The organism is uncultured Maribacter sp. (genome assembly GCF_947495965.1).
Classification (GTDB): Bacteria; Bacteroidota; Bacteroidia; order Flavobacteriales; family Flavobacteriaceae; genus Maribacter_B.
The window spans coordinates 187,482-207,249 of record NZ_CANMBB010000004.1; the positions used below are offsets into that span (position 1 = coordinate 187,482).

A 19,768-nucleotide genomic window follows, 5' to 3' on the forward strand; every position below is an offset into this window, starting at 1 on the left:
AATGATAAAATTTCTAATACATAGACCAATTGCTGTATGCATGGTATACCTCGCTTTATTTATAGGTGGAATTGTTGCGCTCTATAATTTACCTGTCTCTATGCTACCCAATGTAAAAATACCCAAGCTTAGTGTTCAGGTATCTCATCCAGAGTATAAGGCTAGAGAAATGGAAAAATATATAGTATCTAAGCTAAGATATCCCTTTTTACAAAGTAATCATCTTGAATCGTTACATTGTACTTCTAGAGATGGGCAATCTTTATTTCAATTAGAGTTTGAACATGGAACAGACATAGATTATTCTGCCATAGAAATTAGTGAAAAAATTGACCGAGCTATATCCTCACTTCCTGATGATATGGCGAGACCAAACGTAATAAAATCAAATGTTTCAGATATTCCAATTTTATACCTCAATATAACGTATAAGTCGCATGACGAAAAAAACAATAATGCAGAGCTAAGTAAATTTGCTAAATCAATTTTAAGAAAAAAGTTAGAACACTTAGAAGAAGTCGCTATGATTGATATAAGTGGTGCTGGTGATGAAGAAATTACAATAATTCCAAATTATAACAAATTAGTTACTTTAAACATATCTTATAATCAGCTTGAACGGGCTATCTCCGAAAACAATATAAATTTCAGAAATATTTCTGTTAAAGATGGGGAATATCAATTCAATGTGAAATTTGCCGATAAACTAAATTCTATAGAAGACATTAGAAATATTTATGTAAAATCCAATGCGAAACTTATTCAATTAAAAGATATCGCTGAGGTGAAGCTTAAAGAAAAGAAAAGATCCGGATTGTTTTTATTTTCTAAAGAACAAGCTATATCTATGGCAGTTATTAAACAACCCGCTGCAAAGATAAGTGAACTTAAAAAGGTAGTTTCAGAAACAATTAAAGAAGTAGAAAAAAATCACTCAAATATTCGTATTAATATTTCGAATGATCAAAGTTTACTTTTAGATGTATCTATAGGCAATTTGAAACAAAGTCTATGGATTGGTGCTTTACTGGCCTTTGTTGTTATGTACTTTTTTATGGCCAATATTAAGTTTCCAACTATTATTGGTTTAACAATCCCTATATCTGTGATAATATCATTTTTATTGTTTTATATCATGAATATTTCTTTAAATATCTTATCTATTTCTGGATTGATATTAGGTATAGGAATGATGGTAGATAATGCAATTATAGTCATTGATAATGTAATCCAAAAAATTAAAGAAGATAAGACTATAGAACTATCATGTATTGAAGGTACGAATGAAGTTATAAGACCTATGATAGGAAGTGTTATTACAACTGTTTCTATCTTTTTTCCTTTAATATTTTTAAGTGGTTTAGCAGGGTCTTTATTCTTAGATGAAGCTATTACTGTTGGTATTGGGTTAATTGTTTCTCTATGTATTGCTATTACACTTTTACCGACACTGTTTTATCTTTTATTTAAAGGTAAAGAAGAACAAATAAGAACAATTGGTATGAAGAATAAAAAAAGCCTTTTTTTTTATATAGAAACTTTTTATTCAAGAGGACTTCAATTTGTTTTTCAATATAAAATTTTCGTATTGTCTTTCTTTTTTGTGTTTATACTATTTGCTGTGTTGCTTTATGACAATATTGAAAAGAAAAGATTTCCAACAATTACACAAAATGATATTGAAATAAATATAGATTGGAATACAAATTTAACTCTTGAGTCGCACAGAAATAAAATTAATACTATTCTAAGTGAGTTAAGTGATTATATGGTTCTATCTACTACTTGGATAGGGGAACAAGATTACGTTTTAAATAATATTAATTTTTCTAAATCTGAATCTAAGGTTTATATAAAAAGTAGAAGCCCTGAAGAAATTGACAAGCTAAAAAAGCATTTTATTACGTTTTTTGAAAAAAAACACCCATCTGTTCAATATAGTTTTTCTCTTCCTGAAAATGTTTTTGATAAAACATTTGCTTCAAATAAAAAGGATTTTTCAATTAGAATACAACCCAATGATAAATTTAATAAGTACACTCAATTTAAAACGTTAAGAAATTCTTTAGACCACAATTTAAAGGAGACATCTTTAGAAAAGGATATAAAAGGAGAATATATATCTATTGTTATTGATTATGAAAAACTCAAATTATATAAGATTTCATTAAACAGTGTATACTCCAGGTTGCAGATAGCTTTTAATGAACGGAGCATAGGTTCTTTAAAATCATTTAATGATGTATATCCAATAGTTTTAGGAAGCTCACAAAGAAATCTTTTTGAAACTCTTGATAATTTAGAAATAAAAAATACTGCTGGTATTTCATTTCCTATAAAGTCTTTTATTAAAACTAAAGAATTTACAGATTATAAAACAATAAATTCAGATGAAAGGGGAGAGTATATTCCAATTTCTTATGCTATAAATAGTACTCAGAAAAGTGATTTTGAAAGTATTTCTAATACTTCAATTCAAAATGAAAATGCAGATTTAAATCACTATTTTTCAGGAGCTATATATGATAATGAAGTGCTTTTATCTGAACTATCAATTGTAATGATAATATCAGTTCTATTGCTTTATTTTATTCTTGCTGCTCAATTTGAATCACTTTTACAACCTTTAATTATTTTATTAGAATTACCTATAGATATTGCAGGGACATTATTTTTACTTTATTTAACAGGACAATCAATTAATGTGATGTCTGCTATTGGTATTATAGTTTTAGGTGGTATTGTAATAAATGATTCAATCTTAAAAATAGACACGATAAATAGATTATATAGAGAAGAAAACTATACTCTGTTTAATGCTATAAAAGAAGGTGGACATAGGAGGCTTCGGTCAATTCTATTAACAAGTGTAACAACCATTTTGGCTCTTGTTCCTACATTATTTGGTACAGGCATTGGGGTAGAGCTACAAAAACCTTTTGCTTTCGCCATAATAGGTGGTTTAGCCTTGGGAACAATAGTAAGTTTATATTTTATACCATTACTTTATTGGTTTATTAATAAAAAAAGCATTGATAATGAATAGGTTATTTATTTTTATTTTTATTTCATTTTGGTTTTCTGGATTTAGTCAAATAAATAAAGAAGTAATTTTAACCTTAGAAAACGCTATAAACTTAGCCAAAAAACAATCACCATATAGTATTAAAAATAAAGAAGCTTATGAGGTCTCTTTTTGGCAAAATAAATCTTTCATGGCGGATTTATTACCTCAAGTTTCATTAAGTTTAAAACCCTTTACCTACAATAGGTCTATTGTAAAGCAATTTATTCCAAGTCAATCCTTATTTGGTTATTTTGAACAAAGTAGTTTAAACTCGGATTTAACTTTAACTGTTCAGCAAAATTTAGCTTTTTCTGGAGGAAGAATCTTTTTTCAATCAGATTTTGCTAGGTTAGAAAATTTGGGTGATAATAAGAATTTAGCATTTAGTTCTGCTCCAGTTTTGTTAGGCATTAATCAGCCTCTTTTTAGCTTTAATTCGCTTAAATGGAATAAAATACTTGAGCGCCAAAGGTTTGAGATTTCGAAGCAAGATTACCTTTTTAATATTGAAACTACAGTTCTTGAAACAGTCAATTTATATTTTACTTTATTAGAAAAACAATTGGATTTATCGTTATATGAAAAAAATTATGAAAATTCAGAAAAGTTATTTCAATTAGGTAAGAAAAGATTTGAATTGACTACTCTAAATAAGGCAGAAATGTTAACCTTAAAAATGGAAATGCTTAAAAGTAAAGACAATGCCATTAACGCTAAACTAGCTCATAATGCTGCAAAAGAAAGATTAATTTCTCATTTAGACTTTTCAGAAAAAATGGAATTAAATCTTGAAATTCCGAATAATATTGTTTTAGAGCATATTGATATAGTAAAGGCATTAGAATTAGTAAGGTTAAATAATCCTAATTATTTGTCTCAGAAAAGAGAAGAGATAAATGCTGACATGCAAATAGATAGAGCAAAGAAAACAAATGGTTTTCAGGCTAATATTCAAGCTAGCTTGGGTTTTAACCAGCGTGCAGAAAGTATTAATCAATTTTATAGTGATTTACTTAATCAAGAGCATGTTAATGCTTCAATAACAATTCCTATAATTGATTGGAAAAAAAGAAAAAGTGAAGTTAATTTGGCAATGCATCGCAGTAATGTTATTAAAAGTGATAATACAATTAAGCGTTTCAATTTAGAACAAAACATGATACAAAATATTGAATCTTTTAACTTTCAAAAGAATACATTGTCTATGACAAAAGCTACTTCCGAAATGGCTTTAGAAGTATATGAAATTAACAGAAAACGTTTTTTACTAGGTAAATTAGATGTTAATAATTTAATTATTAGTCAAAACCGAAAAGATAGTGCTATACGAGAGAATTATAAAGCTTTAAGGCAATATTGGGAAAAATACTATTTAATAAGAAAAATGACACTTTATAATTTTGAAACTGATACCCCACTAGCAGTTGATTTTAAAAATTAATAAAAGTAAAAATTGAAAACACGTAGTAATCTTTTTGTAAATATCATACTAATAGCATCTTTATTGTTATTATGCCTTTCTTTTTTTATTGATTTTTATAAGATTCCTTCGGGTTCTATGAACAATACGTTAAAGAAAGGTGATGTGGTTACAATTTTAAAATTTAAAAAAAGTCTTTATAGCATAAAAAAGGATGATATAATTGTTTTTTATTTTCCAGAAGATGATTCTATTATAATAAAGAAAAATCAAAGGAATAATTATAATACAAAGGAGGTTTATGTTATAGATAGTGCCCATAATAACAAGGATAGATTTGATAAATATAAAAGTATTGAAATGATAAAAAGATGTGTTGCTACACCAGGAGATACTCTATTATTACAAAAAGACACCATATTTATAAATGGAAAAAAATGGAAAACTAATGGGGAAATAGTGGTTAAAAAAAATAAATATGTAAGTAGAAAAAAGGGATTTAAAAATAAAGGAAGGGGGAGTATCCAATTTTTTCCGCATTCTAAAGATTATAAATGGTATCTTAGAAATTTTGGTCCCTTGGTAATTCCAGGAGTAAATCAAAGCATTTCATTAAATTCAAAAAATATTTACATATATAAAAGAATAATTGAAGTTTATGAAAAAAATAAACTTAAAATTTCAGATGATAAAATCTTTATTAATGAAAAATTAGTAAATACATATACATTCAAGAATAACTATTATTTTGTTTTTGGTGATAACAGATTAAATTCATATGACTCTAGATACTGGGGATTTGTTCCTGAAAATCATATAATTGGCAGAGCTTTTTTGATTTCGTATTTTGTTGATAAAGCTGAAGAAAAAAGAAAATTAGAAAATTCGTAATGTAAATTTTTATCATGAAATGAAAAAAAACAAACATGTTATATTATCGATAATAATACTTTTTCTTTTAGGTTTTTATGTGTTTTGTAGTAAACAGCCTAGTGACATTAATAAAATGTTAAGCAACGCAGGAGCAAATAAAAAAGAATTACAACTAGTTTTAGATAATTACAGCCAAGAGAAAGATAGTTTAAAACTAAAAGCCGCAGTTTTCTTAATTAAAAATATGAAAGAATTTATTAGTAGTAAAACAAACACATCAAGTTTTTATAAGGATTTTTCTTTTCAAGTCGGAAAATTAAGTGATAGTTTATTTACCCTTAGTGCTAGTGAAAGAAAACATGAATTTAGGAATTCTCATTATGATAGAATTAAGTCTATTTGGAATTCTTTAAAAAATGCTTATGGTTTTAATGCGCATAAAGTAAAAAAGCAGTTAGATATTAATGTAGTTACATCTGAAATGTTAATAGAAAATATTGAATTATCTTTTAATGTATGGGAAATGCCTTGGGCCAAAAAGCTATCTTTTGAAGAGTTTTGTGAATATATATTACCATATAGAGGTTTTGGAGAACCAGCTGTTAAATGGCGAAAAGAGTATTACAAAAAAAACATTTGGGTAAAAGATTCTATGATGGGGTCAAAAGATAGAATTAGGGCTTGTAATTTTATTAATAATGATCTAAAAAAATGGTTTTTTTTTAACAAGTTTTTTATGGATAAATATCCAGGAGGGCAAAATCCTAAAATGCTACTTGAGAGTAAAGTAGGCAAATGCGTTGATCAAGTCAATTTATCTATTTATTCAATGAGGTCAATTGGCTTACCAGTAACTATGGATTATACACCTTTATGGGCTAATTCAAATAATGGTCATACTTGGAATGCTTTGTTATTAGAAAATGGTACTAGTTTAAATTTTCAAGGAGCATCACCATCAAATATTGGTGTAGGAAAAGAACAACGATTTTATTATAATTTATCTAAAGTATATAGAAAAACTTTTTCTGAAAATATGGAGAGTTTATCTAATAAAATTTCAAATTATGAAAATATCCCAATTACTTTAAGAGGGAAACATTTTATTGATGTAACAGGAGATTATAAAAATGTTTTTAAATCTAAAACAATTAGACTTCCAATAAAAAATGAAAATAGTATAAGTGATAAGTATGCTTACTTATGTACTTTTAATAATTCTAAATGGGTTGCTGTAGCATGGTCAGAAATTAAAAACGGGTACGCCACTTTTAAAAATATGGGAGTTGGTGTTACATATTTACTAGCTTATTATAAAAAAGGCAATTATACACCAATTAATGCCCCTTTTATATTAACAGATAAAGATGAATTACAACATTTAACTCCTGTAGATTCTTTTCAAGATATAAGATTAGAAAGAAAATTTCCTTTAAGAGAAAAAATGAAACGGATGTTATGGCCTTTAAAAAATGGAATTTTTCAAGGGGCTAATAAATCAGATTTTAGCGATGCTCAAAATATTTACGAAATTGATGAAAAAGAAGTAATAAAGCCATTTTATGTAATAAAGGAGATTGATAGGGAGAAGGCTTATAGATATGTGCGTTTTATTCCTAAAATTAAAACGGAAATAGCTGAACTTTCTTTCTTTTCTTTTAATAAAATATTGAATAAACACGAGATTCTTCATGGAAATGTTATATCATCAGTAAAGAATAGTGAAACATTAATAGCTAAAATGTTCGATGATAGGATGGATAACTATTTTTCTTACACTGAAAAGGAAAATACTTGGTATGGTTTAGACTTAAAAGAGCCTCGTATTATATCTCAAGTCGGATATTGTCCAAGAAACGATACAAATAATATAGAGCCTGATAATTTGTATGAGTTATTTTACTGGAATGAAGGTTGGAAATCTTTAGGGCAACAAAAAGCAAAATTTTATTATTTAGATTATAAAAATGTTCCTAAAAATGCCTTGCTTTGGCTACGGAATTTGACAAAAGGCAAAGAAGAAAGAATATTTACTTATGAAAAAGGGCAGCAGGTTTGGTGGTAATATTTTATATTAAAAATATGATAGCTAAGATAAATAGAAAAGCTATATAATGCTTAGAAACAAAAGTAATAATATTGTAATGCTAATTCAGAAAACATAAAATGTACCTGTCCTATTTTTTCAGTACCAATAATAGTAGTTTTAAAACCGCCACGGTCTAACCAGAATTTGGCTGCTTTACTAGCTGCGGCAACAACAGAACTTTCCTCTATAACCATTGGTATAGAAAGTAATTTTCCATTTATTAAAAAGTTAGGCGCAATTCCTAGTGGTAAATAAAAGTTAGAAATAGTATTTTCTATAAACTCATCATGCAATTTTTGTAGTTGTGCATCTGTGTTCCAGTAGTCAGAAAGTATTTTTTTTGTAGCTTCTGGATGCTTTGTATATTCTTTTGCAATCCAATCTATTTTTTCTGCTTTCGTAAGTTTAGAAAAACCTGTAATAGGCTTGGTCATAGGTGTATTTGTTTCAATTTACATCTAGATGTAAAAAACTATTAAAATAGGCGTAAATATAAGGATAAAGGGAATAAATTCTGGAAAATCTATTTAACACATTTCTTTGTTATATTTTTCTTATAAAATGCTCTTTTTAGTAAAATTATTAGTATTCTTGATGGATTTATTAAAATTTAAAACATTTATGAGAAAAAATTACATTTTTGTTCTTTTTGTGGTAGGTTTTTTACAAACAGCATTTTCGCAGGACAAAACAATAACGGTGGAAGAAATTTATCAAGGCGCTTTTAGAACAGAAGGGATGGATGTGCTACGTTCCTTAAAAAATGGAAAGCAGTATACGGTACTTAATTTTGATAGAAATACGAGAACAACATCTATTGATAAGTATAATTATAGTACTCTAAAAAAAGTAGAGACTATTGTTTCTTCATCAGATTTAAAAGACGTAAATTATTTTTCGTCTTATGAATTTAGTAAAGATGAATCTAAGCTAATTTTAGCTACAGATTTAGAATCTATTTACAGACATTCTGCTTTAGGAATTTATTTTATTTATGACATTGCAAGTAAGCAAAGTACAAAAATTGCGGATTACAAAATTCAAGAACCATCATTATCTCCAGACGGTAAGCAAGTTGCTTATGTAAAGGATAACAATATATTCTTATTTAATATAGCCTCAAAAGAAACAAAGCAAATTACTACAGATGGTAAGAAAAATGAAGTGATTAATGGTATTACAGATTGGGTTTATGAAGAAGAGTTTGCATTTGTTAGGGCTTTTGAGTGGAATTCTAACGGTACAAAAATTGCCTTTTTACGTTTTGATGAGACAAATGTCCCAGAATTTTCTATGGACGTCTATGGTTCTGCTTTGTACCAAACACAAGAGGTATTTAAATATCCTAAAGCTGGAGAAGAAAATGCTAAAGTGTCTTTACATATGTTTGATGTTGCATCTGGAAAAATAGCAGCCGTAAATCTTAACAATCCTTATTACATACCACGTATTAAGTGGATGCATAATGCTAATTATTTAAGTGTACAAACCTTAAACCGCCATCAAAATAATTTACAATTACTTGCTGTTAATGCTAAAAATAATAAGGTATCTGTTTTATTAGAAGAAAAAGATGAAGCGTATGTAGATATTACGGATGACTTAACTTTTTTAGCAGATGATAGCTTTATTTGGACTAGCGAAAAAGATGGCTGGAACCACATATATCTTTATAATGATTCTGGAAAATTGGTACATCAAATTACAAAAGGAGATTGGGAAGTAACTAGTTATTATGGGTATGACCAAAATGAAGATAAAGTATATTACCAATCTACAGAAAATGGATCTATAAATCGTGGTGTTTATAGTATAGAGAGTAACGGTAAAAACAAAAAAGAATTATCTATTGTAGAAGGACATAATTCTGCAGATTTTAGTGCAGATTTCACCTACTATATTAATACCTATTCTAGTGCAACAACGCCTTCAAAATATACATTACATACTGCTTTGAGTGGTAAAAAAGTAAAAGATATAAAAGACAACACCGCACTTTTAACTACTTTAAAAGAATATAAATTAAGCAAAAAAGAATTCTCTACTTTATCTGTTAACGGGAATGAACTTAATATGTACATGATCAAACCACTAGATTTTGATGCATCTAAAGAATACCCAATGATAATGTATCAATATAGCGGCCCTGGTTCTCAAAATGTATCTAATAGTTGGTTAGGAGCAAATGACTATTGGCACCAAATGTTAGTTTCAGAAGGATATATAGTTGTTTGTGTAGATGGTAGAGGTACAGGTTTTAAAGGTAGAGACTTTAAAAAAGTAACACAAAAAGAATTAGGAAAATTTGAAGTTCAAGATCAAATAGCCGCAGCAGAAAAATTAAGCGAATTACCATATATAGATAAAGATAGAACAGGAATTTGGGGTTGGAGTTATGGCGGTTTTATGTCTACCAACTGTATTCTAAAGGGTAATGACGTTTTTGAAACTGCAATTGCTGTTGCACCAGTTACTTCTTGGCGTTTTTATGATACTATTTACACAGAACGCTATATGCAAACACCACAAGAAAACGCAAGTGGTTATGATGAAAACTCACCATTAAATTACCCTGAACGTTTAAAAGGAGATTATTTATTGATCCATGGTACAGGAGATGACAATGTGCATGTGCAAAACACCATGCGTATGGCTGAAGCTTTAATACAAGCAAACAAGCAGTTTGAGTGGTCTATATATCCAGATAAAAACCATGGTATATATGGAGGTAATACAAGAATTCATTTATATAATAAAATGACTAATTTTTGGAATAAAAATTTAAGAGATAAGCCTAGAAAAGGCAAAAAGGAAAAGTCTATAGAAACTTCGACTAAAGTTAAAGGATAGACTATAAATAAACTTTAATTAAAATAAAAAAACTAACAAATTAGAATATGTCAGATATAAATAAACCAGCGCATCAGAAAGAACTTTTTGGGCACCCAATTGGATTATATGTTTTGTTTTTTACAGAAATGTGGGAACGTTTTTCTTATTATGGAATGCGAGCTTTATTAGTACTGTATATGACAGCAAAAACAATGCAAGCTAATGGGCAAAGTGGCTTAGGTTGGTTAGAGGGGGAGGCTTTAGCGCTTTATGGTTGGTATACTATGTTGGTATACTTAATGAGTATTCCAGGAGGGTTTATTGCAGATAGATACATAGGGCAAAAAAAATCAGTTTTAATTGGAGCAATATTGCTTACTGCAGGTCATGGAGTATTAGCAATTGATGCAATTTGGGCATATTTCACAGGTCTTGGATTAGTAATTTTAGGTGTAGGAATGCTAAAGCCTAATATATCAACAATGGTAGGAGGATTGTATAAGCAAAATGATATTAGAAGGGATAAAGGGTTTAGTGTTTTTTACGTTGGGATTAATTTAGGGTCTTTTTTAGCTTCTTTATCAGTTGGGTTAGTCGCAAAATTTTATGGATGGCATGCTGGTTTTGGTTTGGCAGGAATAGGAATGTTACTTGGCTTAATAGTATATATATATGGTCAACGTTATTTGGTGCATGTAGGTAATGAACCAACACTAGAAGATAAATCTAATGATATTAGTATAGCCACATTAATGAGTCAATTATTAAAATCTCCAATACATTTAGGAATTGTAGGATTAATTATAGCATATGCTATATATGCTGGATTTACTTATGCGGGAGCAGATAATTGGGGATACACAGCATTATATATTGTTATAGCATTAGTTACTGGTATAATGATGATGATTTACAAAAATTTAAACGGACAAGTAGAAAAAGATAGGTACGTTGTATTGCTTTTATCCTTGTTAATTGTAATTGTTTTTTGGGGATGTTTTGAACAAATGGGAGGATTAATGAATTTGTATGCGGAACAAAAAACTAATAGAGATTTATTTGGTTGGGAAGTACCTTCCGCTTGGTTCCAATCTGCTAATCCTGGGTTTATTATTTTATTTGCGGTATTCGTAGCTAATATATGGGCAAAGCGTAAGCTAAAAGGGAAAGAAGCAGGCTCGTTATTTAAAATGGCAACAGGTGTAATAATTATGGGGGTTGGTTTTGTTTATATGGTCTTTGCTTCTATGGAATATGAAGCTAACGGAAGTTCTGCAATGTATTGGTTGGTTTTAGCTTACCTTTTTCATACGATTGGAGAATTATGTTTATCACCAGTATCATTATCTTTCTTCACTAAATTAGCGCCAGCACGTTATATGGCATTAATGATGGGGGTTTATTGGGCTGCAACGGGATTAGGAAATAAAGTAGCAGGTGTTATTGGAGAAAATGCATCAAAAGCAGGAGAACTCAATATTTTTGGAGGACTTTTTATTTTTGCAGTTACTTTTGGAATTTTAGTAATTCTATTAATGAAGCCATTAAAAAGATTAACTCACGGTGCCGAAGATAAAGAAACCATTATTCATCATGATGAAACAGAGGGGTTTGAACTTTCTAATCACTAATATTTTTTAAATTAAATAGATAAGCTCCCTTTTCACCAGTATAGTGAAAAGGGAGTTTTCTTTTGTCACAAGTGGCTTTCCATCTAGCTATATAACTTTTGTAATTACTACCGTCTGCTATAATTTTTGTTGGTTGTACAGTATTTATAAATCTATCTAAATTTATTTTAGGGGAGTTGGATAGTAAATAGATGCCAGATTTTTGTGTGGGCATGTAAATTCCAGTAGAATCAATTATTCTAAAAACCAAGGTGTCGTATACATAAGAATTTAATAAAGGCTTGTAGGCAACAGAATCTATTCTTTTTTCAATTTTATACTTATTTAAGGTAGAGGTGTTCCCCTTTTTTTTGGAAGAAATAACAGTTAAACTAGTTCCATTTTGATGGTATATAACCGAATTTCTGCTTTCATGTAAAACCCATAACTGCTGCTCCTTTTGTAAATTATTATTTTGATAGATAGTTAGTATTTGCCAAAGCAGTAAACTAGCCAAAAAATAGCTTACTTTTTTAAAAGTAGTTTTACTTAGTGTAGTAACTAATAAAATTAAAATTCCGTAGCTAAGAAAAAGCTGTAGTTGGTTAAAAGATATGTTGGAAAATAAAAATGCTTCCTGTTCTGCAACCCAACCAATAATATAGTTCATCCAATAAATTATAGTATTGTACACAAAGACAATGCTATTTGGTAAGCAATTAGTAACTGCTAGTAAAATTACTAGAATTCCAAGCCCCATAATAACTTCTAAAAAAGGAATAATAAGAAGGTTTGTAATAAAAAATAAACCAGGAAATTGGTGAAAATAAAAGAGGGAGATGGGAAGCACGCCAACTTGTGCAGCAATACTAACCGATAAGAGTTGCCAAATTTTATTTAGTACTATGTTTTTAGGGAACCAAAAACGTTGCAGCATAGGAAATATCCAAACAATAGCAAAAACTGCCGCATAGCTCATTTGGAACCCTACCTGGAAAATTAAGTTGGGGTTAATAACCAATAATATAAACCCAATAGACAAGGCAAGAATATTAAAAGTGTTACTTGGTCTATTTAAGTATAATGCATAAGCCACAAAAGAGAACATAGTAGTTGCTCTTATTATGGATGCGCTAAAACCTGCTAACAAAGCAAAAGACCATAAGAGAAAAACTAAAGCGGCTAATTTTATTTTTCTGCCATACGGTAAATAGGTTAAAAATTGTAAAATAAATTCCAGAATAAATAATAAGATACCAATATGTAAACCAGAAACTGCTAAAATATGAACCGCTCCCGCCTTTTTATAATTATCATAAGTAGTCTCCGATAAATCTTGGCGTTGCCCTAATAAAAGAGCCTCTATAACTGCTAATTCTTGCGAGCCAAAAGGGGCTTGTTTTAGTTTTTTAATTATATGGTTTCTTATTTTGGAAGAAAAACCATAAAGTGTGCTATTACTATTTTTATTGCGAATTATATCTTCTTGCTTCAGATTTACTTGGTGGTAAACACCTAAGGATTGCATGTGCTTTTTATAATTAAACTGGTATGGGTTTAATGGGGCATTAATTTCTTTAATAGAAACCACGGTTTTTATTTCATCATCAATATGTAAAGGAAAATAGAGCGAATCTTTATTAATGTTTACTAGAATTTTACCAGAAGAATTTTTGTTTTCTATTGTTTTTACTTCGGCAATATATTTTTTGTAGTAGGTATTTGGTTTTAAAACTTCCGTAATTTTTAATGTGCATGTTTTTGGTGAAGAAGTTTTGTAATGACTGTAGTGCGAGTCGTAATTTAAAGGGGTGTTAAGTGTGGTTGTTAACACTCCTAAGCTTATGGTGGTGCAAACCATGAAAATCGTAAAGAGAAAGTGCTTTATATCCTTTTTTAAAACAAAAAAACAAACTCCTAATGCGGTTAAAAAAATACCAGTAAAAAGAAAAGCGTTATGAATAGTAACTTTTGTATATGTCCCAATAAAAATTCCTACAACTAATAATAAGGTAAGTTTAATAGAAGCAAATTTTAAAAGCTGCATAAAGGAAAATGTATCCTTCTAAAATACTTTATTTTAAACGTATTTTATAGCATCGCTATTAAAACGAAGGAAAACCCATCAACAAAAATTATAATATTCTGGTGGCTTTTACAAAAGCATAATTCCAGAAACCTTCTCTTAAAGAAGAAACAGTAACTCCTCTGGAGCTAGAGGCGTGTATAAATTTTATTTCATCGTTATCTATAGAAACCACCATGCCTACATGGTTTATTCTTTTTCCTTTTCTACTGGTTTTAAAAAAAAGTAAATCGCCCTTAACAACATCTTTAATTTTAACGCGCTTGCCTTCATTAGCCATAGCATAAGAAACTCTTGGTATAGTAATGTCGTGTTCTGCAAAAGAAACGTAGAGTAAACCAGAGCAATCCATCCCTTTTTTAGTGGTGCCACCATATTTATAGCGTACACCAGAGAAAGTAAGTGCTGTATTTATTATTGCATCTGCTTTAGAAAGTGTTTTTTCTGTTATTCTTGTAGTAGTCTTTTTAGGAGTTGGCGCAGTTGGTTCTAGGTCTCCAGCAACTGACACTTTATAGGTCTTACTTTTAGTAGTCGTTTTCTTTTTAGAAGTACCGCAATTTCCTAGCAAGAGTAATAGAGAAATAAAGTAGACTTTGCGATACATGAATTATGGTAATAGGTGTCTAAAGTTAGTTATTTTCTATTAGTAATGTGGCTGCTTTTTCGCTAGCACCACCGCCACCAAGCATTTTTTCTAATTGTTGGTACGCACTAATTTGTTCGTCTCTAGATTTTCCTTTTAGAATTTTGTGCAATTCTTCTTTTAAATTTTTAGTAGTTAAATTGTCTTGAATAAGCTCTTTAACAACTTCTTTTTTCAGTATTAAATTTACTAAAGAAATATATTCTAGAGTAATAATTCGTTTTGCAATTTGATAGGATATCCAGTTTGCTTTATAGCAAACTACTTGCGGTACTTTAAATAAAGCGGTTTCTAGAGTTGCAGTACCACTAGTAACTAATGCAGCAGTTGCATGGGAGAGTAAATCGTAAGTTTTATTGCTTACAAAAGAAATAGTATCATTTAGGTAAGGGGTATAAAAATCTAAATCTAGGCTTGGAGCCCCTGCAATTACAAATTGGTAGTCTTTAAAAGAAGACGTTAGCGAAAGCATAACGTTTAGCATTTTTTTTACCTCTTGTTTTCTACTACCAGGTAATAGTGCAATAATTTCTTTATCTGGGTCTAAATTATTTTCTTTTCTAAATACAGATGCTTCGGTTTTTGGAATATTTTCTATAGCATCTAATAATGGGTGGCCAACAAAATGTACTGGAAAATTATGTTTTTCCTCGTAAAATTCTTTCTCAAAAGGAAGTATAACAAACATGTTGTCTATATCTCTTTTTATTTTTTCTATACGCCCTTCTCTAGAGGCCCATATTTGTGGAGAAATGTAATAATTGGTCTTAAAATTATTGGTTTTTGCCCATTTAGCAATTCTTAAGTTAAAACCAGAATAGTCTATAAAAATTAATACATCTGGGTTAAAGTTGGTAATATCCTCTTTACAAAAGGCAATGTTTTTAAAGATTTTATTTAGGTTAGTAAGCACCTCTAAGAACCCCATAAAAGCAAGCTCTTTATAGTGCTTTGCTAAACTGCCACCAGCCTGTTGCATTAAATCTCCTCCCCAACAACGAATATCTGCATTGGCATCTTTAATACGCAATGCTTTTATTAAGTTAGAGCCATGCAAATCACCAGAAGCTTCACCAGCTATTATGTAGTATTTCATTCTTATTTTTATATTTTCTAAAGTCTAAAGTTCAATGTTTTATAGATTTTGTCTTTATACTATTCTCCCTCTTTTTTATTTATGCTTAGCAGTTTGTATTATGTTTAAAAAAATATTTTTTTGTTGTGGGTTTTAATTTTGAATATTACCATTAACCAACGAAATTAAAAAAGCTTATAATATAAAATAGCTAAGGCTGTAATTAAGGTTGCCAACAGTACACCACGTGCTCTTTGGTCTCTCTTAATTTTTAAAAAACCAAAGAATGCTATTAAGTTTAGAATAGCTCCTAAGGCAAGTAAACTACCAACATGCCCTTGTGTAACAGCTGCATTGTAGGTTTCTACAATTCCAAATTCCGAAAAAATAAGGATATATAAAATAGTACCAATAGTATTTGCAATAATACCAACAATAAATCCTATTAAAATTTCTTTTTTAGTGTTCATTTAAATTCCAGTTATTTATATGGTGAATAGCATGGTGGGCAGTTAAATCAAATTGTGTAGGAACCACAGATATATATCCTTGTGAAAGTGCCCACTCGTCTGTATCTTCCCCTTTATCTAGTAGCTCAAACTCTCCAGTTAACCAATAATAGTCTTTGCCCATTGGGTTGGTTCGTTTATCAAATTTTTCTTTCCAATTTGCTCTTGCTTGTCTGCAAATTTTAACCCCTTTTATTTCTTTTTCTTCTAGTTTAGGAATATTTACATTAAGAACAACACCCTTTGGAATACCGTTGGTAAGTGCTTCGGAAACAATTGTTATAATGTGTTTTTTTGCGGCTTTAAAATTGGCTTCCCAAGAAAAATCACATAAAGAAAAACCAATTGCAGGAACCCCTTCTATGCCAGCCTCAATAGCAGCGCTCATGGTTCCAGAATAAATAACATTTATAGAAGCGTTGGATCCATGGTTTATTCCGCTAACACAAATATCTGGTTTGCGATCTAAAATTTCTTGCAAAGCTAATTTTACACAATCCGCAGGAGTACCACTACAGCTATATTCTTGGTGTAAATTACCTAACAAATTTGTATTCATTTGTTTCACATAGAGAGTGTTGTCTATGGTAATGGCATGTCCCATTCCAGATTGGGGGCTATCTGGAGCAACTACAACAACATCTCCTATTTCTGCCATAAAGCTTACCAAATTGCGTAAACCAGGAGCAGTAATACCATCATCATTAGTAACAAGAATAAGAGGTTTTTTCATAGGGTATACTTTATAGAGTAAAAATACGTTTTTAAAAAAGATATGGCACCCACCTCGATTAACAAAAAAATAACTAAGAAGCATATTGCTGGCATGGTTTTTTCAGTATCTTAGAGAATTGTATGTATTTTGCCACAAAAAGCAGGTAATTTTTATAGCCGTACAAAATGCAAAAATAAAATTATTGAATTTATGAAAAGGAATTTAGTCTATGTATTAACAGTTTTAATGATAGCTGTAGCTTCCTGTAGTTTTACAAACAGGACTTTTGAGAATGACGATAAAGATAAATTGTTATTAGATTTAATCACCTATGTTTTAGAAAAAGGGCATTACGAACCTAAATCTATTGATGATGATTTTTCTGTAGAAGTCTTTGAAGATTTTATAGATATTTTAGATCCAACAAAACGTTATTTTTTAGCAAGCGATATTGAAGATTTTGAGCAGTACAAGTTTCAGATAGATGATCAAATAAAAAATACAGACATTACTTTTTTTAATGCAGTATATGAACGTTTAATGGTTCGTATGAATGATGCAAAGGGAATTTATAAAAACATATTAAAAACTCCTTTTGATTATACCGAGAACGAAACTATAAATATTAAGTACGAAGAAGAGTCTTTTGCAGATTCTAAAAAAGAATTACAAGAAAGGTGGAGAAAGCAATTAAAATATGCAACTTTAGGTACTTATGATGCTAAGTTAAAAAGGCTTACGGAAGATAATGAGAAAGCTGAAAAAGAAGCCTCTAAAGAGAAAAGTGCAATTAGTGTTGAAGCAGAAATTGCAGCAAGAGAAAGTACAGAAAATACGTTAGATGAATTTTTTGATTTTGTAGATGATTTAGAGCGTAAAGACTGGTTTGTACAGTTTATAAATAGTATTGTAGATGAGTTTGATCCGCACACTTTTTATTTTGCTCCAGAAGAAAAAGAAAAGTTTGATACCAGTATGTCTGGTAAGTTTGAAGGTATTGGTGCACGTTTACAAAAAAAGCCAGAAGGAGCTAAAATAGTAGAAGTTATTTCTGGAGGCCCAGTATGGAGAGACCAACGTATTGAAGTTGGTGATGAAATTACAAAAGTAGGGCAAGACGGGGAAGACCCTATAGATATTTCTGGAATGCGTTTAGACGATTCTATAAAACTAATAAAAGGAGCAAAAGGTACTGTAGTAGATTTAACTGTACGTAAAGTAGATGGATCTATAGAAGTAATTTCTATTACTAGAGATGTGGTAGAGTTAGAAGAGTCTTATGCAAAATCTGCAAATATTATAAAAGAAGACCAAAAATTTGGACTTATAAATCTGCCAAAATTTTATGTAGATTTTGAAGATTATAGTAATAGAAATGCAGCATCAGATGTAGCAAAAGAAGTAGAGCGTTTAAAAGAAGAAGGTGTAGAGGGGTTAATTTTGGATCTTAGAGATAATGGTGGAGGTTCTTTAAAAACAGTGGTAGAAATGGCTGGTTTGTTTATTAAAGAAGGCCCTATTGTACAAGTACGTTCTAGCGGAAAAGGAAAAGATGTGTATGATGATAAAGATGAAAGAATACAATGGGATGGTCCTTTAGTAATTTTAGTAAATGAGTTATCTGCATCGGCTTCCGAAATATTGGCAGCAGCAATGCAAGATTATAAAAGAGCTATTGTAATTGGTAGTAAACAAACTTTTGGAAAAGGAACGGTACAAAACGTAATACCTTTAGACAATATAGTTCGTAGTAACGAGCACGGAGATTTAGGCGCTATAAAATTAACAACACAAAAATTTTATAGAATTAATGGTGGCTCTACACAATTAGAAGGTGTAAAGAGTGATGTGGTTGTGCCAGACAAGTATAGCTATATAGATTTAGGAGAAAGAGACCAGAGTAATCCATTAAAGTGGGATAAAATTACACCTGCAGACTACCAAATTTGGGATGGGTATATAGATTATGACAAAACGGTAGAAAGTAGTACAAAACGTATGGCTGCGCACCCTCAAATTAAGTTAATAGAAGAAAATGCAAAGTGGCTTAAAGCGGAACAAGGAGAAACAGAGATTTCTTTAAATTATGAGGTGTATAAAGCAGAAGAGTCTAAAGACAAAGAAAAGTCCGATTATTTTAAGAACCTATCAGACTATGATTCGCATTTAACCTTTACCTCTTTAAAATATGAAGAAAACTTATTTACAAAAGATTCTTTGTTAAGAGAAAAAAGAAACCGTTGGCATAAAAATCTTGCAAAAGATGTTTACGTAGAAGAAGCGGTTAATGTACTACAAGACCTTAAATTAAATAATATTAAACATACAAAATTAGCGAGTGTAAAAGATTAAAAGCTACGTTTTAAAATAAAAATCCCGATTAAATTATTAATTTAATCGGGATTTTTTGTGCTTATTTTTCTTAAATTTAGTATAGAATAGTACTACATTTTAGTATATTTATATCCCTTTAAATCTTTACGAGTTTAAATTTCCCCCTCTACTTTATAAAAACAGAAAGTGACATAAGTATAAACTAATGCCGCTTTAAATGTTTTAGTTCACTTTTTAATAATTTAATAAAAAGGAGTTCATGAAACATTTAAGAAAAAAAATGCCCCGAATTAGAAGTCGAGGCGGCTTAAATGTTTTCACAACGGAATAATCCTTATTGTGAATTGCTTTCAGTGTTGTAAATATATGAAAAGAAAATAATATATAGAATACAGATTTCCGTAAATGTAAAAGAAAACTACTAGTTATATTTAGAGCAAGGTATAACTTAAAAAAAGAGAGCCTATAAAAGGCTCTCACTGAAAACAATTCACAACTAGTCATATACATTA

The 19,768-nt window shown here is 29.7% G+C and carries 12 protein-coding genes and 1 pseudogene; 7 read left to right on the forward strand and 6 right to left on the reverse strand.

Going from position 1 to position 19,768, the window contains the following annotated elements; genetic code table 11:
• Position 1 precedes the first annotated feature (1 nt).
• The 4 genes from Q0820_RS10335 (at position 2) to Q0820_RS10350 (ending at position 7,425) form a co-directional block, all read left to right on the forward strand.
• Positions 2–3,046 carry an efflux RND transporter permease subunit gene (locus tag Q0820_RS10335; RefSeq protein WP_298487563.1) on the forward strand — a complete coding sequence of 1,015 codons (3,045 nt, stop codon included), beginning with the start codon at positions 2–4 and terminating at the stop codon, positions 3,044–3,046.
• Positions 3,039–4,508: a TolC family protein gene (locus tag Q0820_RS10340; protein ID WP_298487564.1), complete on the forward strand. Its 1,470-nt coding sequence runs from the start codon at positions 3,039–3,041 to the stop codon at positions 4,506–4,508. The genes Q0820_RS10335 and Q0820_RS10340 overlap by 8 nt, the downstream gene beginning before the upstream one ends.
• A 12-nt stretch (positions 4,509–4,520) precedes the next feature.
• Entirely contained in the window at positions 4,521–5,378 is an 858-nt protein-coding gene (gene lepB, locus Q0820_RS10345; protein WP_298487565.1) for a signal peptidase I, read from the forward strand.
• A 115-nt stretch (positions 5,379–5,493) separates the two neighbouring features.
• Positions 5,494–7,425, forward strand: coding sequence for a transglutaminase domain-containing protein (locus tag Q0820_RS10350; RefSeq protein WP_298487566.1), 1,932 nt, complete (start codon positions 5,494–5,496; stop codon positions 7,423–7,425).
• 92 nt (positions 7,426–7,517) lie between these two features.
• Here Q0820_RS10350 and Q0820_RS10355 read toward each other — a convergent pair.
• A pseudogene (locus Q0820_RS10355) lies at positions 7,518–7,883 on the reverse strand (hydroxymethylglutaryl-CoA reductase); the annotation flags it as partial.
• Positions 7,884–8,070: 187 nt separating this feature from the next.
• Here Q0820_RS10355 and Q0820_RS10360 point away from each other — a divergent pair.
• Both Q0820_RS10360 and Q0820_RS10365 read left to right on the forward strand, forming a co-directional pair.
• Positions 8,071–10,299 carry a S9 family peptidase gene (locus tag Q0820_RS10360; RefSeq protein ID WP_298487567.1) on the forward strand — a complete coding sequence of 743 codons (2,229 nt, stop codon included), beginning with the start codon at positions 8,071–8,073 and terminating at the stop codon, positions 10,297–10,299.
• A gap of 47 nt (positions 10,300–10,346) precedes the next feature.
• Entirely contained in the window at positions 10,347–11,912 is a 1,566-nt protein-coding gene (locus tag Q0820_RS10365; RefSeq protein WP_298487568.1) for a peptide MFS transporter, read from the forward strand.
• Here the strand turns inward: Q0820_RS10365 and Q0820_RS10370 are convergent.
• The 5 genes from Q0820_RS10370 to surE all read right to left on the reverse strand — a co-directional run bounded on the left by Q0820_RS10370 (position 11,902) and on the right by surE (position 16,940).
• Positions 11,902–13,938 carry a ComEC/Rec2 family competence protein gene (locus Q0820_RS10370; RefSeq protein WP_298487569.1) on the reverse strand — a complete coding sequence of 679 codons (2,037 nt, stop codon included), beginning with the start codon at positions 13,936–13,938 and terminating at the stop codon, positions 11,902–11,904. The two genes, Q0820_RS10365 and Q0820_RS10370, sit on opposite strands and share 11 nt — an antisense overlap.
• Before the next feature lie 88 nt (positions 13,939–14,026).
• Positions 14,027–14,584 carry a C40 family peptidase gene (locus tag Q0820_RS10375; protein WP_298487570.1) on the reverse strand — a complete coding sequence of 186 codons (558 nt, stop codon included), beginning with the start codon at positions 14,582–14,584 and terminating at the stop codon, positions 14,027–14,029.
• 25 nt (positions 14,585–14,609) lie between these two features.
• Positions 14,610–15,719 carry a lipid-A-disaccharide synthase gene (gene lpxB / locus Q0820_RS10380; RefSeq protein WP_298487571.1) on the reverse strand — a complete coding sequence of 370 codons (1,110 nt, stop codon included), beginning with the start codon at positions 15,717–15,719 and terminating at the stop codon, positions 14,610–14,612.
• Positions 15,720–15,883: 164 nt separating this feature from the next.
• On the reverse strand, positions 15,884–16,168 hold the full coding sequence (locus tag Q0820_RS10385; protein WP_298487572.1) for a hypothetical protein: 285 nt from the start codon (positions 16,166–16,168) through the stop codon (positions 15,884–15,886).
• Positions 16,158–16,940: a 5'/3'-nucleotidase SurE gene (gene surE / locus Q0820_RS10390; RefSeq protein ID WP_298487573.1), complete on the reverse strand. Its 783-nt coding sequence runs from the start codon at positions 16,938–16,940 to the stop codon at positions 16,158–16,160. The genes Q0820_RS10385 and surE overlap by 11 nt, the downstream gene beginning before the upstream one ends.
• A 192-nt stretch (positions 16,941–17,132) precedes the next feature.
• Here surE and Q0820_RS10395 point away from each other — a divergent pair, with 192 nt between their 5' ends.
• Complete coding sequence (locus Q0820_RS10395; RefSeq protein WP_298487574.1) at positions 17,133–19,274, forward strand: carboxy terminal-processing peptidase; 2,142 nt, start codon at positions 17,133–17,135, stop codon at positions 19,272–19,274.
• Positions 19,275–19,768 lie beyond the last annotated feature (494 nt).

Excerpts from the sequence above, each read along its gene's own strand:
- Q0820_RS10365 (WP_298487568.1), top strand. The coding sequence starts at position 10,347 with ATGTCAGATATAAATAAACCAGCGCATCAGAAAGAACTTTTTGGGCAC.
- lpxB (WP_298487571.1), bottom strand. The coding sequence starts at position 15,719 with ATGAAATACTACATAATAGCTGGTGAAGCTTCTGGTGATTTGCATGGC.
- Q0820_RS10335 (WP_298487563.1), top strand. The coding sequence starts at position 2 with ATGATAAAATTTCTAATACATAGACCAATTGCTGTATGCATGGTATAC.
- surE (WP_298487573.1), bottom strand. The coding sequence starts at position 16,940 with ATGAAAAAACCTCTTATTCTTGTTACTAATGATGATGGTATTACTGCT.
- Q0820_RS10395 (WP_298487574.1), top strand. The coding sequence starts at position 17,133 with ATGAAAAGGAATTTAGTCTATGTATTAACAGTTTTAATGATAGCTGTA.
- Q0820_RS10360 (WP_298487567.1), top strand. The coding sequence starts at position 8,071 with ATGAGAAAAAATTACATTTTTGTTCTTTTTGTGGTAGGTTTTTTACAA.
- Q0820_RS10340 (WP_298487564.1), top strand. The coding sequence starts at position 3,039 with ATGAATAGGTTATTTATTTTTATTTTTATTTCATTTTGGTTTTCTGGA.
- Q0820_RS10385 (WP_298487572.1), bottom strand. The coding sequence starts at position 16,168 with ATGAACACTAAAAAAGAAATTTTAATAGGATTTATTGTTGGTATTATT.
- Q0820_RS10370 (WP_298487569.1), bottom strand. The coding sequence starts at position 13,938 with ATGCAGCTTTTAAAATTTGCTTCTATTAAACTTACCTTATTATTAGTT.
- Q0820_RS10375 (WP_298487570.1), bottom strand. The coding sequence starts at position 14,584 with ATGTATCGCAAAGTCTACTTTATTTCTCTATTACTCTTGCTAGGAAAT.
- Q0820_RS10350 (WP_298487566.1), top strand. The coding sequence starts at position 5,494 with ATGTTAAGCAACGCAGGAGCAAATAAAAAAGAATTACAACTAGTTTTA.